The following is a 13,523-nucleotide window of genomic DNA, read 5'->3' on the forward strand; positions in this document are numbered from 1 at the left end:
CCGTCACTAGTCGTTCCCAAAGGTTCATACCCCAGGCGGCCTACCGCTGTCGATCGAAAGAAGATGAAAGGACGCTGAGAGTTTCTCGACCTGTCGGCGCCTGGGATCGTACGAGCTGGTCAACCTAGTGCCGGCGGGTGGGTTGGGACACCCCGGCGCCCCACGTCGTGTTCGCTGTCATAGCCGGCACGTAGTCTCGACGGCGAGCACAGGAAAGGGGCGCACATGGACGCCGGACTGAAGCGTGACCTCGAGGCGAAGGTCTACGCGGGTGAGCGGCTCAGCCGTGAGGACGGCATCGCGCTCTACGCGAGCGACGATCTCGCGTGGCTCGGCCGGCTGGCGCACCACAAGCGCACCGAGCTGAACGGCGACCGGGTGATGTTCAACGTCAACCGGCACCTCAACCTGACGAACGTCTGCTCCGCCAGTTGTGCGTACTGCTCCTTCCAGCGCAAGCCGGGGGAGAAGGACGCCTACACGATGCGCATCGACGAGGCCGTCCGCAAGGCCAAGGAGATGGAGGACGAGCACCTCACCGAGCTGCACATCGTCAACGGCCTGCACCCCACCCTGCCCTGGCGTTACTACCCCAAGGTCCTGCGCGAGCTGAAGGCCGCGCTGCCCGGCGTCAAGCTCAAGTGCTTCACCGCCACCGAGGTCCAGTGGTTCGAGAAGATCAGCGGACTCTCCGCGAGCGAGATCCTCGACGAGCTGATGGACGCCGGGCTGGAGTCGCTGACCGGCGGCGGCGCCGAGATCTTCGACTGGGAGGTCCGGCAGCACATCGTCGACCACGCCTGCCACTGGGAGGACTGGTCGCGGATCCACCGGCTGGCCCACCAGAAGGGCATGAAGACGCCGGCCACCATGCTCTACGGCCACATCGAGGAGCCGCGGCACCGCGTCGACCACGTCCTTCGCCTGCGTGAGCTGCAGGACGAGACCGGCGGCTTCGCGGTCTTCATCCCGCTGCGCTACCAGCACGACTTCGTGGACTCCCAGGATGGCAAGGTCCGTAACCGGATCCAGGAGCGCACGACGATGGCCGCGCCCGCCGAGTCGCTCAAGACGTTCGCCGTCTCCCGGCTGCTGTTCGACAACGTGCCGCACGTCAAGTGCTTCTGGGTGATGCACGGCCTGTCGGTCGCCCAGCTCTCGCTGAACTTCGGCGCCGACGACCTGGACGGCTCGGTCGTGGAGTACAAGATCACGCACGACGCCGACTCCTACGGCACGCCGAACACCATGCACCGCGACGACCTGCTGCACCTGATCTGGGACGCGGGATTCCAGCCGGTCGAGCGCGACACCCGCTACGACGTCGTTCGGGAGTACGAGCAGCCGCCCATCCTGGCCGAGCGGCGCAGCGAGCCGCAGCAGGTCTGGGCCTGAGGCTCGGCCTAGGGTTGTCGGATGACCCAGCAACGGAGCAAAGGCGGGCTGCGGCCGGACCGCGGTCCGGTCACGAGCGTCGGTGACCTGCTCGGAGCGGCGTTCGCCGGCCTGGCGGTGGGCATCGCGGTGGTGCTCGTCCTGGACGGCATCCTCGCGCTGACCGGGACGGCCGAGTTCGGCCGGACCAACGGCTGGATGATCGTGATCCTGCCGGTGTGGCTCTTCGTCGAGCAGTTCCGGGCCGAGGGGTTCGGCGCGGAGCGGGTGCTGGCGGCGGTGCTCGGCATCGGGTTCTGCGTCGCCGCCGGGCTGACGATCGCCGGCCTGGTCGCGCCGTACACTCCTGTCCTGGTGAGCGGCGGTGCCGGCGCCCTCATCGGTACGGTCGTGTACTGCTTCGTCTGGTTCTACGGCCTGCGCTGGCTGCGTCAGCGCGCGGGCTGAGGGAGAGAGATCATGAGTCCCGCCGTCAAGTACACGCTGGGCCGGTTCGGCCTGTTCGTGGTGGTGTTCGCCGCGCTCTTCCCGACGCCGCTGAACATCCTGGTCAAGGCGATGATCGCGTTCGTGGCCTCGGCCGGTTTCGCGTTCTTCCTGCTGCGCAAGTGGCGCGACGAGATGGCCGAGCAACTCGGCTCGGCGGCTCAGCGACGCTCCGCGGAGAAGGCGCGGCTGCGCTCCGCCCTGGCCGGCGACGACGATGCCGCCGAAGCCGGTGACCGGGTGGCCGCCGCCGACGCGAAGAACGAGGCCGCTGCCGACGTGACGGACGCGGCCGCCGCCGATGTGAAGGAAGCGGCCGCCGCCGATGTCAAGGGCGAGGCCCCGGCCGACGTGAAGGACGAGGGCGCCGCCGCGGGCGAGCAGGAGGCCGAGAAGAAGAGCGAGGCCGGTAAGTGAGAGGCTGGGCGAACACCTGGTTGACCGTGGGATAGCGTTTCAGTGACCGGCCCTGTCGGCATAAGCACCGATATCTGACCGACAAGAGGACCTCTTGATGAAACGCGTGTTCTTCGCCGCCACGACGGCGGCCCTCCTGCTGCTCGCCGGTTGCGGCGAGAAGACCGACGAGACGTCGACGACGCCGAGCGCGGCAGCGACCGGCTACCCCGTCACCGTCGGCACCCTCACCCTTGCCGCCCGGCCCGAGAAGATCGTCTCGCTGAGCCCGACGGCCACCGAGATGCTCTTCGCGATCGGCGCGGGCCCGCAGGTCACCGCCGTCGACAGCGAGTCGGACTACCCGGCCGACGCGCCCAAGACCGACCTCTCCGGCTTCAAGCCGAACGCCGAGGCGATCGCAGCCAAGGACCCCGACCTGGTCGTGATCTCCGGTGACACCGACCAGATCGTCGCCCAGCTGGGCAAGCTGAAGATCCCGGTGCTGCTGTCCCCGGCCGCCACGACCCTGGACGACACCTACCGGCAGATCGGCGAGCTGGGTGCCCTGACCGGGCACACCGCCGAGAGCACCAAGCTCAACGAGCAGATGAAGACCGAGATCGACCAGATCGTCAAGGCGGTCCCGGCGCGCACCAAGCCGCTCAGCTACTACTACGAGCTCGACCCGTCGCTGTACTCGGCCACCTCGAAGACGTTCATCGGCGGCGTCTTCAACCTGTTCGGGATGACCAACGTGGCGGACGCCGCGGACGCGGACGGCAGCAAGGGCGGATATCCGCAGCTCTCGGTGGAGACGCTGGTCAAGGCGAACCCCGACACGATCTTCCTGGCCGACACCAAGTGCTGCCAGCAGTCCGCCGAGACGGTCAAGGCGCGCAAGGGCTGGTCCTCGGTCACCGCGGTGCAGAAGTCCCAGATCTACGCGCTCGATGACGACATCGCGTCGCGCTGGGGCCCGCGTACGGTCGATCTGGTCAAGGCCGTCGCCGACGCGGTCAACAAGGCTTCATGAGGCCGGCCGGGCTGCGCCCGGCCTGGTTCGTGGCCGGTGTGCTGGCCGTGCTGGTCGCGGTCACCGCCGGCCTCGCCTTCGGCTCGATCTCGATGCCGCCCGGCGACGTCGCGATCGAGCTGCTCAACCTCATTCCGGGGGTGCACCTGCGGAGCGGCCTCTCCGAGCGTGAGGTCGCCATCCTCACCGAGCTGCGACTTCCCCGCGTCGTGCTCGGTCTGCTGGTCGGCGCGATGCTCGCCCTGGCCGGCGCCGCGTACCAGGGAGCCTTCCGCAACCCGCTGGCCGACCCGCACCTGCTCGGCGTGGCCGCCGGGGCCGGGCTCGGGGTGACCGCGGTGATCGTGCTGCGGCCGGCCGGGGAGGCCTCGGCGGGTCTGCCGATCGGCGTACCGATGGCGGCTTTCGTCGGCGCCCTGGTCGCGGTGGCCCTCACCTGGGTGCTGGGCGCCGCCGGTGGCCGTGACCGGTCACCCGCCGCACTGATCCTGGCCGGGGTCGCGGTCGCCGCGTTCCTCTCCGCGCTGCAGACCTTCCTGCTGCAACGGCACGTCGAGTCGCTGCGCGAGGTGTACTCCTGGCTGCTCGGCCGCCTGGGCACCGCCGGTTGGCACGACGTGCTGGTGGTACTGCCGTACACGGTGCTGACCGCCGCGATCATGCTCACCCAGCGCCGCGAGCTGGACGTCCTCACCGTCGGCGACGAGGAGGCGGCCAGCCTCGGCCTGCATCCGCAGCGCAGCCGCTACATCCTGATCGTCGCCGCTTCGCTGGGCACCGCCGCGGCCGTCTCGGTCTCCGGCCTGATCGGCTTCGTCGGCATCATCGTGCCGCACACGTTGCGCCTGCTGGCCGGTCCGAGTCACCGGTCACTGCTTCCCCTGTCGCTGCTCTTCGGCGCGGCTTTCCTGGCGTTGACCGACCTGCTGGCCCGGGTCGTGGGCGGCGCGGCGGAGATTCCGATCGGCGTGGTCACGGCGTTCCTCGGTGCCCCGTTCTTCATCGTGGTGCTCCGCACCACCCGATCGGCGGTGACATGAGCTCCGAGCCGGCTCAGGGTCCCGGAGCCACCCCGGCCCGGGCCGGCGTGGCTGTCGCGGTGGCCGATCTGACGGTACGACTCGATGGCGCCCTGATCGTCGACAGCGTCGACCTCGACGTGGCCGAGGGCGAATGGGTCACCGTGATCGGCCCGAACGGCGCCGGCAAGTCCACCGCCCTGCGCGCCGTGGCCGGCCTGCTCCCCTTCCAAGGCTCGGTCCACCTGCACGGCCACCCGCTCGACAGGCTGCACCGCCGGGAACGAGCCAAAGCGATCGCCGTGGTCGTGCAGAACCCGGTCGTACCCGTCGGGATGACCGTTTTTGACTACATCCTTCTCGGGCGTACGCCGTACATCCCGCCGCTCGGCCGGGAATCCGCCACCGACCTGGCGGCGGTCGACGAGGAGCTGACCGCCCTCGACCTGGTCCCGTTCGCCGGCCGGCGCCTGGACACGCTCTCCGGCGGCGAGCGGCAGCGGGTCTTCCTCGCCCGGGCCCTGGCCCAGGGCGCGCGCATCCTGCTGCTCGACGAGCCGACCAGCGCCCTGGACATCGGCCACCAGCAGGAGGTCCTCGAACTGGTCGATCACCTGCGCGCCGAGCGCGGCCTCACCGTGCTCGCCACCATGCACGACCTCTCCACCGCGGGCGAGTACGCGGACCGCATGGTCCTGCTCTCCGGTGGCCGGGTGGTCGCGGCCGGCACCCCCACCGAGGTGCTCACCGAGGCGAACCTGGCCGAGCACTACCGGGTCAAGGTTCGGGTGATCCCTGGCGGTCACGGCCCTCTGGTCGTCGCGGTCCGCTCCTGATCGAGCGCCGCGCGGCAGCCGCGGCCGCCATGTGAGGGATCCCGCCGGGTGAACCGAACGGCAACCTGGGTGCGACCGGTCTGCACTCCGTGGCCCCGGGAATCGCCCGAACTGAGGGGCATGACGGACACGATGGTGGTTGAGCTGGGACTGCAGGCGATGACGATCGCGGCGAAGATGGCCGCGCCGATCCTGCTGACCGCGCTGGCGATCGGGTTCGCGATCTCGTTGTTCCAGTCGGTGACCCAGATCCAGGAGGCGACGCTCTCGTTCGTGCCGAAGGCGATCGGGATCGGTGTGATGCTGCTGCTCTGCGGCAACTGGATGCTGCACGAGATGATGACGTTCACCGTGCAGCTCTTCGACCACGTGCCGAAGCTGCTCAGCTGACGCCGGACCGCGAAAGAGGCCGCCCCTCCGGGCGGCCTTTTCGTTTACCGCCGACCGGCCAGGACGGCGAATATCGCGCCCTGCGGGTCGGCCAGCACCGCGTACCGCCCGATCGCGATCGTGGTCGGCGGACTCAGGATCCGGCCGCCCAGAGCGAACGTGTGGTCGGCCGCGACATCACAGTCGCCGACCGCGAAATACACCAGCCAGTACGGCGAGACGTCGTCCGTCCAGCCCGCGCCGATCATCGGCTGCACGCCGGCGACCGGCTGGTACAGGTTGTCGCAGAGCAGGTACGGCAGCCCGCCCACCGCTGTCTCCCGGAACGTCCAGCCGAAGACCGCTCCGTAGAAGTTCAGCGCCCCGTCCACGTCCCGGGTGTTCAACTCGTTCCAGGTGAGCGCCCCGGGCACGTCGAACACCTCGGCGCCGCGCATCATCCCGCCCTCCCAGACGCTGAACGGTGCCCCGGACGGGTCGAGGAACGCCGCCATCCGCCCCTGATCCATCACGTCGAACGGCGCCACCAGCACTTTCCCGCCCGTCGCCGCCACCCGCGCGGCGATCAGGTCCGCGTCGTCGGTCGCGATGTACGTGCTCCAGGTGGTCGGCTGCCCCTCGCCGTACAGCGGCCCGGCTCCGGCCACCGGCAGGCCGTTGAGCAGGAACGTCGTGTAGCCGCCGAAGTCGTCACCGGAAACCTCGGCGGTCCAGCCGAACAACTCCGTGTAGAACCGGATCGCACCGCCGAGGTCGGACGTGGCCAGATCCACCCAGTTGGGCACGCCGGGTGTTGGAACGGTCATAGCCGCATGGTCGCATCCGGACATCGGCGCCAGCACGAAACTGTCAGGCTTCTAGCCGAACCGGGCGGAACTTAAGGTATCGGCTGTGGAAGATGCGATCTTGCGGGTGGCGCAACCGTCCGATCTGGCCCATGTCCTGGAGTTCTGGCAGACGGCGGCGGAGAACGACAGCCGCCCGGTGGACACCCCGGCAGCGATCGAGGCGCTGGTCCGCCGGGACCCGGAGGCGCTGATCCTGGCCGTTGAGGACGGTCGGGTGGTCGGCACGATCATCGCCGGCTGGGACGGCTGGCGCTGTCATCTCTACCGGCTCGCGGTCGCGCCGGACCGCCGGCGGGCCGGCCTCGGTGGCCGCCTGATCAACGCGGCCGAGCAGCGCCTCCGCAACCTGGGCGGCACGCGGGCGGACGCCATGGTGCTGGATGCCAACGAGCGCGCCCACGGCATCTGGGCCGCGCACGGCTACCACCCACAGAACGAATGGTCTCGCTGGGTGAAGCCGCTGACCTGAAGATTTGCCCGCCTCGTCACGGGCGGCCCACAGAGTGAGATCCAGCCGCAACAGAACAAGACTTCCGGCCGGCCGTTAGAACGGCGAAGATGCTCGATCGTGGATGACCTCCTGGTGGCGCTGGCCGGTAATCCGGCCCTGCCGGCTGCTCTGGTCGACCGCCTGATCGGGCTGGCCGACGAGGACCTCGCGCAAACTCTCGCCGGCCGATCCGATCTGACCGTCGAGCAGATCCGCAGGCTGGTCGGTCGCTGCAAGGGTGCCGCCGTCATGCTGGCCTACGACGGTCGCCTTTCGGCGGAGGATCTGGAGGCGGCGTTCGGACTGGGCGAGGAGCCGGACTCGCCCGATTCGACGTACGCCCGATTGGCCCTGCTCGATGAGGGTCGTGGCCGGCCGGAATGGGCGAGGCGGCTCGCCGCCGAGCCGGGGTCGGAGATCCGGCAGAAGCTGGCCGCCTGCCCCGGCCTGCCGCTGGACGTGTGCGAGGTGCTCGCCGCCGACCCGGATCTGGAGGTGGTCGCCGAGCTTGCCGCGCACGTAACCGACCCGGTGCTGCTCGCCCGCCTGGCCGGACACCGGCACGCCGACGTTCGGATCATGGTCGCGGCGAACCGGGCCGCGCCACCGGAGCTGCTGGCCGCCCTGATCGCCAACGATCCGCCGCCCGAGGTCTGCCGCGTCTGCGACCAGAGGCCGGTCCCGTTCGTGCACGGCTCCGACTGTGCCCTGCCGGACTGCGCGCTGTTGCCCGGCGATGCCTGCGACGGCAGCCACGAATCCGCTATCCACAGGCTGCGGTGCCTGGCTGTGGATAACCCGGCTACCTCGACATCTTCCCTGGCCAAGATCGCCGATCGGCCCGAGAAGGAGCTGCGTTGGGGACTCGCGGAACGACCCGATCTGCCGCCCGAGGTGGCTGAGCGGTTGGCCGGCGACTCGACCTCCGGTGTCCGGCACAGCCTGGCCGAGAACCCGGGGCTGCCGGTCGAGCTGATGCGGCGGCTGGCCGACGATCAGACGCACGAGGTCCGGCGGCGGCTGGCCTACAACCCCGGTCTGCCGCTCGACGTGCTGGACCGACTGGCCGCCACGACCAGGATCGGTCCGGCGTTGCTGCCACGGATCGCCGCGGCGACCGCCGAGGAGGTCCGGCGGCTGGCGACGAGCGATATCCCGGAGGTACGGATGTTGCTCGCGACCCGCCGTGACCTGCCCGCCGACGTGCGGGACGGGCTGGCCGCCGACCCGGACGCGAAGGTCGTCGCCGCGGTGGCCGGACATCCCGGCCTGAGCGGGTCGCTGCTGGCCGGGATGGTGGCGGTGCACGGCGTACGCGTGAAAAGCAATGTCGCGGCCAATCCGGAAGCGCCCAGCGACCTGCTCCTCGATCTCGCTCGCGAGCAACCGCGGGTGCCGAAGGCACTCCGCGAGATCGCCCGGCATCCGAACGCCTGCGCCGAGGCCCTGGAGCACTGCCTCGCGGACGAGACCGGCGAGCGGGCCAGGCCGATCGCCGCCGCGCATCCGGCGCTGTCGCCGGACCGGGTCGCCGAGCTGCTCGCCGACCCGAATCCACAGGTCGCCGAGTCGGCGGCGGGCAACCCGTCGCTACCGAGGGCCGAGATGATCCGGTTGATCGAGCAGGTCAGCGCCCGAGGGCGCTGAGCGCCGCCTTGACCTGGGGGACCGGGTCGGGGCCGAGCGGGCGCAGCACGATCGTCCTGGCACCGGCCGCGGTCAGCGCCGCGACCTTGCCGGGCACCTCGGCGACCGGGCCGATCAGCGAGAACACCTCCTCCGGCGGTACGCCCAACCAGCCCGCCTGGCCCGCGACCGTCGTCCCGGTCACCTCCGCGGCGTTCTTCAGATCGTCGTTGACGTGCAGGAATGTAAAGACGATCAGCTCGTGCGCGTCGGTCGCGCCACCCCGGCGGATGTGTGTCAGCGCGTCACCGAGCTGCTCGGGGCCGTTGCCCTCGGCGATTATCGTGCCGTCCGCGACCCGGCCGGAGAGCTCCAGCGAGCGCGGCCGCACCACGCCGGTGACGATCGGCGGGACGACCGCGGGCGGGTGCACCAGCCGGACGCCGTCGATCCGCACCTCGCGGCCGTCGAGCGTGACCATCTCGCCCTGGAGCAGCCCCCGCACCGCGAGGATCGTCTCCTCCAGCATCGCCAGCTTCGACTTCGGCTCCACGCCGACCTGGCGCATCCACTCGGCCACGCCGTGCCCGAGGCCGGCCACCACCCGGCCCGGATGGACCCGGGCGAGCACGGCCAGCTCCATGGCGAGCAGGGCCGGGCTGCGCAGCGGGGCCGGGGTGATGCCGATGCCGATCCGGATCCTCGAGGTGGCGGCCAGGGCCAGCGCGACCGAGCTGATCGAGCCCGCCCAGCCCAGGTCCTCGACCACCCAGAGGTCGTCGGCGCCGGCCTCTTCCACGGCGGCGGCGAAGGCCGGCAGGTCTTCGGGGGACAGATCGCGGTCGAACATCACTCCGATGCGAGACATCAGTCGATCTTAATCGGTTCAGGAAGCGGCCGGGCGTGCAGCACGGAGAGCCGGGTGACCGCCCGGGTGAGCACCACATAGAGGCGGTTGAGCCCGCGAAGCTCGGCGGCCACGATGTCGGCGGGCTCGTGGACGATGACGTGGTCGTACTCCAAACCCTTGACGAGCGTGGCCGGCACGACCATGACCCGCGCCTCGCTCTCGACGTCGTCGGGCGTCGCGTGCTCGATCCCGGCGGCCGTGAGATGCCCACGCAGCCGGTCCACCGCGGCGTCCGCCGCGATCACCGCGACCGAGCCCTCGTGCGCCAGCGCCGCGGTGACCTCGGCGAGGGTGCGGGCGTCCAGGTCGGCGGGCTCGGCGACGGGGATGACGGCGAGGTCGCCGTCGCGGCGCAGCGACACCGCCTCCGGCACATTGACGCCGAGCGCCGGCAGGAGGCGGTTGGCCAGGGCCACCACCGCTTCCGGTACGCGGAAACCGACGGTCAGCGGCACCACCGGGGCGTCCGGCTTGCCGAGGTGGCCGAGGATCTCGCGCCAGTCCGTCGCGGCCCAGGGCGCGGTGCCCTGAGCGAGATCGCCGAGCAGCGTGATCGAGCCGTGCTCGCTGCGCCGGGCGATCGCCCGGGCCTGCATGGGCGACAGGTCCTGGGCCTCATCGACGACCACGTGACCGAAACTGTTCTCCCGCTCCAGCAGCCCGGCGGCCTCGTCGAGCAGCACCAGGTCGGCCGCCGTCCACTTCGCTGACTTCACCGCCTTGGGCGGCTTGACCCAGCGGATCGCCTCCTGCTCCTGCTCGGTGAGCAGGTCACCGGCCACCGACGGATCGGTCAGCAGCTCCGCGACCAGGGACTCCGGGGTGACGGCCGGCCAGCAGGCGTCCAGGAAGCCGGTGACCGGGCCGATCTTGCTCATCTTGCGAAGCCAGGACTCGCTCGGTGAGTTGCCGCTGCGGTACTCCGACTGGCGCTGGAGCAGGCCGACCACCCGGGCCCGGACACGCTCGCGGCCGACCGAATACGGCAGCCCCTCGCGGCGGGCCTCGTCGACGGTCCGGCGCAGCGGCTCGAGATCGATCCGCCACCGGTACGAACCGTCCGGCACCATGATCGGCTCGCTGGGTTTGGCCAGGCGGCTCCAGAGCACCTTGCGGAGCACCTCGGCCATCCGCACGTCATGCTTGACGGCCGCGGCCGGCGGCGGATCGACCGCCTTGACCGGGGCCCGCCCGATCAACTCGTCCAGCGTGGACTGCTGCACCTCGACCTCGCCCAGGGTGGGCAGGACCGCCGAGATGTACGAGAGGAACGCCGTGTTCGGGCCGACGATCAGCACCCCGGACCGGCGCAGCCGCTCGCGGTGCAGGTAGAGCAGGAACGCCGCGCGGTGCAGCCCGACCGCGGTCTTTCCGGTGCCGGGCGCGCCCTGCACGCAGATCGAGTCGCTCAGCTCTGCCCGGACCAGCTCGTCCTGTTCCGGCTGAATGGTCGCGACGATGTCCCGCATCGGTCCGACGCGCGGCCGCTCGATCTCCGCGGTCAGGATCCGGCTGCTGGTGCCGAGCTCCTCGCCGCGATCCAGGTGCTCGTCCTCGAAGCTGGTCAGCTCCCCTTTGACGAAGCCGAACCGGCGGCGGGTGGAAACGCCCTGTGGATCGCGGACGCTGGCGCGATAGAACGAGCGGGACAGCGGCGCCCGCCAGTCGAGCACCATCGGCTCGCCGGCGTCGTCGGTGACGTGCCGCCGGCCGACGTGGTAGGCGTTCTCCTCGATGTCGAGGCGGCCGAAGAAGAGCGGGGTGTCCGGGTCGTCGGCGAGTTCCTTCACCCGGCGGGCCATGTGCCGGCCCAGCTGCTCGGCGGTGTAGGCGTCGCCGGCGACCTTGTCACCGGTGGAGAAGAGGGCCTCGGCCCGCCCGCGCATGCGGCGCAGAGCGGCCCGGGACTCGGTGAGGTGGGTTCGTTCGGTGGAGAGTTCGGTGTCCAGGTCACTGACGGGCACGGCTCATCCTCGGCAGGCTGCTCAGGGCTGCGCTCGCGTATCCGGAAGGCGGGTCGGCCGCCGCCGGCGCGGGGACGTCCGCTGCGGTGCTTGTTCACCACGGCCGTCGAGCGGCCCTCCACGTTACGCCCCCTCCGGCCGGTGTCCACCGATTTTCTGGCGGCTTTCGTGGTGGTGAGAATGGAGCCATGGCTGAGCAAGAACCGGAGCGGACGAACGTGCGGGTGACGGATGCGCGCGCGTTGCGGGCGCTGGCCCATCCGGCTCGGATCGAGATCGTGGAGCAGCTCAACGTCAACGGGGCGAGCGTGACCGCGACCGAGATGGCCGGGTCGGTCGGGCTCTCGCCCAGTGCGACCAGCTATCACCTGCGGGAGTTGGCCAAGTACGGCCTGGTGGAGCAGGCGCCGAGCCAGGGGGACGGGCGCGAGCGGCGGTGGCGGAGCACCGGCAGCAGCCTGTGGATCGACAGCGACACCGACCAGCCGGAGGCGGTGGCCGCCGAGCGGGCGCTGATCGATCTCTACCTGAACCGGGATCGCGAGCGGGTCTATGAGTGGCTGGATCGGCAGCACGGCGAGCCGGTGCAGTGGCGGGAGGCCAGCTCCATGATGGGGCAGCATCTGCTGCTCACCGCCGAGGAGCTCGGCGAGGTCAACGAGAAGATCCGGGCGTTGATGGAGCCGTATCGGGTGCGGGAGCGGCAGGATGATCCGCCGGTCGGGGCCCGGCGGGTGGTCGTTCAGTACCTCGCGTTCCCGGCGGAGTAGCGGCCCACCGCGTTCCTGACGGTTTGGCGGCGCGGCCTTGCCTTCAGCAGATGTGAAGGATTACTTTCGAAGTATGTCTTTCACATCTGTCGAATCGCGCTGGACGGACGTGTACCTGGTGGCCGGCGGGCGGGCGATCTCCGTCTGCGGCGACTTCCTCGCGGCGACCACGCTCGCCCTGGTCCTGCAGCAGACCGGGCACGGTGGGCTGGCCGTCTCCGGGCTGATGCTGGCGGCCGCCCTGCCGCTGGCGCTGCTCACCCCCTTCACCGGGCGGCTGGCCGACCGGGCCGACAGCCGAACGCTGCTCGTCTCCGTCGGCCTCGGGCAGGCCGTGGTCTGCGGGGTCCTTGCCTACGTCACCCACCCGGTCGTGATCATCGCGCTGGTCGCGCTGCTCGCCGCCGGACTCGCGATCACCCAGCCGACCATGCAGGCGCTGCTGCCGCGGATGGTGGCCCGCGAGGACCTGGCCAAAGCCGGCGGCATCAGCCTCACCGCATCGCAGGTGGGCATGCTGGTCGCCCCGGCACTCGCCGGCTTCCTGGTCGGGCAGACCGGCCCGCGCGTCCCGCTGCTGCTCGACGCGGTCAGCTATCTCGCCCTGGTCGGCATGGCGCTGCTGATCCGCACCCGGCGGCACGGCGCGGCCACCGCGGCTGCCGCGGACCCCGTTCCGTTCCGGCTGCGCGCCGACCGGTCGTTGACGGTGATGACCGTGGCGATCGCCGCCGTCGTCGCCGGGGTCGGCGCGGTCAACGTGTTCGACGTGTTCTTCCTGCGGGAGACGCTCGGGGCCCCGGCCACCATGTTCGGTCTCGTCGCCGCCGCGTGGACGGTCGGGTCCGTCCTGGTCACCCCGTTCTTCGGGCGGATTCCCCAGCACCGGCTCACGATCAGGGTGGTGCTGGCGGTGCTGGCCGGCGCCTGCGCCGCGATCCTCGCCGGCGCGACGGTCGGTGCCGCCGGCTGGCTGATCCCGCTCTGGATCTTCGGCGGGGCCTGCAACGGCGCCCTGAACATCTGCATCACCGTCATCGTCGGTACCCGGGTGCCGTCCGAGGCGCACGGCCGCGCCTTCGCGACGGTCACCGCGGTCGTTCAGGGTGCCGGCCTGCTCGGTTACCTGATGGCCGGGCCGTTGATCGAGCAGGTCGATCCGCGCGTGCTGGTCGCCGGCACCGGAGCCGCTGGGCTGCTTGCCGCGCTCGCGTGTGTTCCGCTGGTGCGCCGTTCGGAATCCCGGTCCGAGAGCCTTCCGCAGGAGTCTTTTGTATAGGGGCCCGGCTGGTGACGCGCGGCAGTGGCCCGGGGGCGCGCGGGCCTCGCGCGAGCCAGTCACGGGGCTTGGCTCGAG

The 13,523-nt window shown here is 70.8% G+C and carries 14 protein-coding genes; 11 read left to right on the forward strand and 3 right to left on the reverse strand.

The genetic code is table 11. From position 1 onward, the window contains the following. Positions 1 to 225: 225 nt before the first annotated feature. The 7 genes from mqnE to fliQ all read left to right on the forward strand — a co-directional run bounded on the left by mqnE (position 226) and on the right by fliQ (position 5,558). On the forward strand, positions 226 to 1,395 hold the full coding sequence (mqnE, locus tag CHC09_RS26535) for an aminofutalosine synthase MqnE (RefSeq protein WP_089295926.1): 1,170 nt from the start codon (positions 226 to 228) through the stop codon (positions 1,393 to 1,395). A 21-nt stretch (positions 1,396 to 1,416) separates the two neighbouring features. Next, positions 1,417 to 1,842, forward strand: coding sequence for a hypothetical protein (locus CHC09_RS26540; protein ID WP_089295927.1), 426 nt, complete (start codon positions 1,417 to 1,419; stop codon positions 1,840 to 1,842). A 12-nt stretch (positions 1,843 to 1,854) separates the two neighbouring features. Further along, positions 1,855 to 2,298: a DUF4229 domain-containing protein gene (locus tag CHC09_RS48730; RefSeq protein ID WP_089295928.1), complete on the forward strand. Its 444-nt coding sequence runs from the start codon at positions 1,855 to 1,857 to the stop codon at positions 2,296 to 2,298. Positions 2,299 to 2,395: 97 nt separating this feature from the next. Next, positions 2,396 to 3,313 carry an ABC transporter substrate-binding protein gene (locus tag CHC09_RS26550; RefSeq protein ID WP_089295929.1) on the forward strand — a complete coding sequence of 306 codons (918 nt, stop codon included), beginning with the start codon at positions 2,396 to 2,398 and terminating at the stop codon, positions 3,311 to 3,313. After that, complete coding sequence (locus CHC09_RS26555; protein WP_089295930.1) at positions 3,310 to 4,353, forward strand: FecCD family ABC transporter permease; 1,044 nt, start codon at positions 3,310 to 3,312, stop codon at positions 4,351 to 4,353. Before CHC09_RS26550 ends, CHC09_RS26555 begins: the two co-directional genes overlap by 4 nt. Continuing rightward, on the forward strand, positions 4,350 to 5,168 hold the full coding sequence (locus CHC09_RS26560) for an ABC transporter ATP-binding protein (RefSeq protein ID WP_089295931.1): 819 nt from the start codon (positions 4,350 to 4,352) through the stop codon (positions 5,166 to 5,168). The genes CHC09_RS26555 and CHC09_RS26560 overlap by 4 nt, the downstream gene beginning before the upstream one ends. A 120-nt stretch (positions 5,169 to 5,288) precedes the next feature. After that, positions 5,289 to 5,558 (forward strand): flagellar biosynthesis protein FliQ, encoded by a 270-nt coding sequence (gene fliQ, locus CHC09_RS26565; RefSeq protein ID WP_089295932.1) that lies wholly within the window; start codon positions 5,289 to 5,291, stop codon positions 5,556 to 5,558. Positions 5,559 to 5,602: 44 nt separating this feature from the next. Here the strand turns inward: fliQ and CHC09_RS26570 are convergent, their stop codons facing one another. Further along, positions 5,603 to 6,364: a VOC family protein gene (locus CHC09_RS26570; RefSeq protein ID WP_089295933.1), complete on the reverse strand. Its 762-nt coding sequence runs from the start codon at positions 6,362 to 6,364 to the stop codon at positions 5,603 to 5,605. Between the two features lie 85 nt (positions 6,365 to 6,449). Between CHC09_RS26570 and CHC09_RS26575 the strand changes: the two genes are divergently transcribed. Both CHC09_RS26575 and CHC09_RS26580 read left to right on the forward strand, forming a co-directional pair. Continuing rightward, positions 6,450 to 6,875, forward strand: a complete 426-nt coding sequence (locus CHC09_RS26575; protein WP_089295934.1) for a GNAT family N-acetyltransferase — start codon at positions 6,450 to 6,452, stop codon at positions 6,873 to 6,875. A 99-nt stretch (positions 6,876 to 6,974) separates the two neighbouring features. Further along, positions 6,975 to 8,543, forward strand: a complete 1,569-nt coding sequence (locus CHC09_RS26580; RefSeq protein ID WP_089295935.1) for a hypothetical protein — start codon at positions 6,975 to 6,977, stop codon at positions 8,541 to 8,543. Here CHC09_RS26580 and CHC09_RS26585 read toward each other — a convergent pair. Both CHC09_RS26585 and CHC09_RS26590 read right to left on the reverse strand, forming a co-directional pair. Beyond that, a complete protein-coding gene (locus CHC09_RS26585; protein ID WP_089295936.1) occupies positions 8,524 to 9,390 on the reverse strand; it encodes an LLM class flavin-dependent oxidoreductase in 867 nt (288 codons plus the stop codon). The two genes, CHC09_RS26580 and CHC09_RS26585, sit on opposite strands and share 20 nt — an antisense overlap. Next, positions 9,390 to 11,396, reverse strand: a complete 2,007-nt coding sequence (locus CHC09_RS26590; RefSeq protein ID WP_089295937.1) for a HelD family protein — start codon at positions 11,394 to 11,396, stop codon at positions 9,390 to 9,392. Before CHC09_RS26590 ends, CHC09_RS26585 begins: the two co-directional genes overlap by 1 nt. Positions 11,397 to 11,584: 188 nt before the next feature. Here CHC09_RS26590 and CHC09_RS26595 point away from each other — a divergent pair, with 188 nt between their 5' ends. Together CHC09_RS26595 and CHC09_RS26600 are read left to right on the forward strand one after the other, a co-directional pair. Beyond that, entirely contained in the window at positions 11,585 to 12,166 is a 582-nt protein-coding gene (locus tag CHC09_RS26595; RefSeq protein ID WP_089295938.1) for an ArsR/SmtB family transcription factor, read from the forward strand. Between the two features lie 73 nt (positions 12,167 to 12,239). Beyond that, entirely contained in the window at positions 12,240 to 13,445 is a 1,206-nt protein-coding gene (locus CHC09_RS26600) for an MFS transporter (protein WP_089295939.1), read from the forward strand. Positions 13,446 to 13,523: the final 78 nt, after the last annotated feature.

It is taken from the genome of Actinoplanes regularis (genome assembly GCF_900188005.1).
Classification (GTDB): Bacteria; Actinomycetota; Actinomycetes; order Mycobacteriales; family Micromonosporaceae; genus Actinoplanes; species Actinoplanes regularis.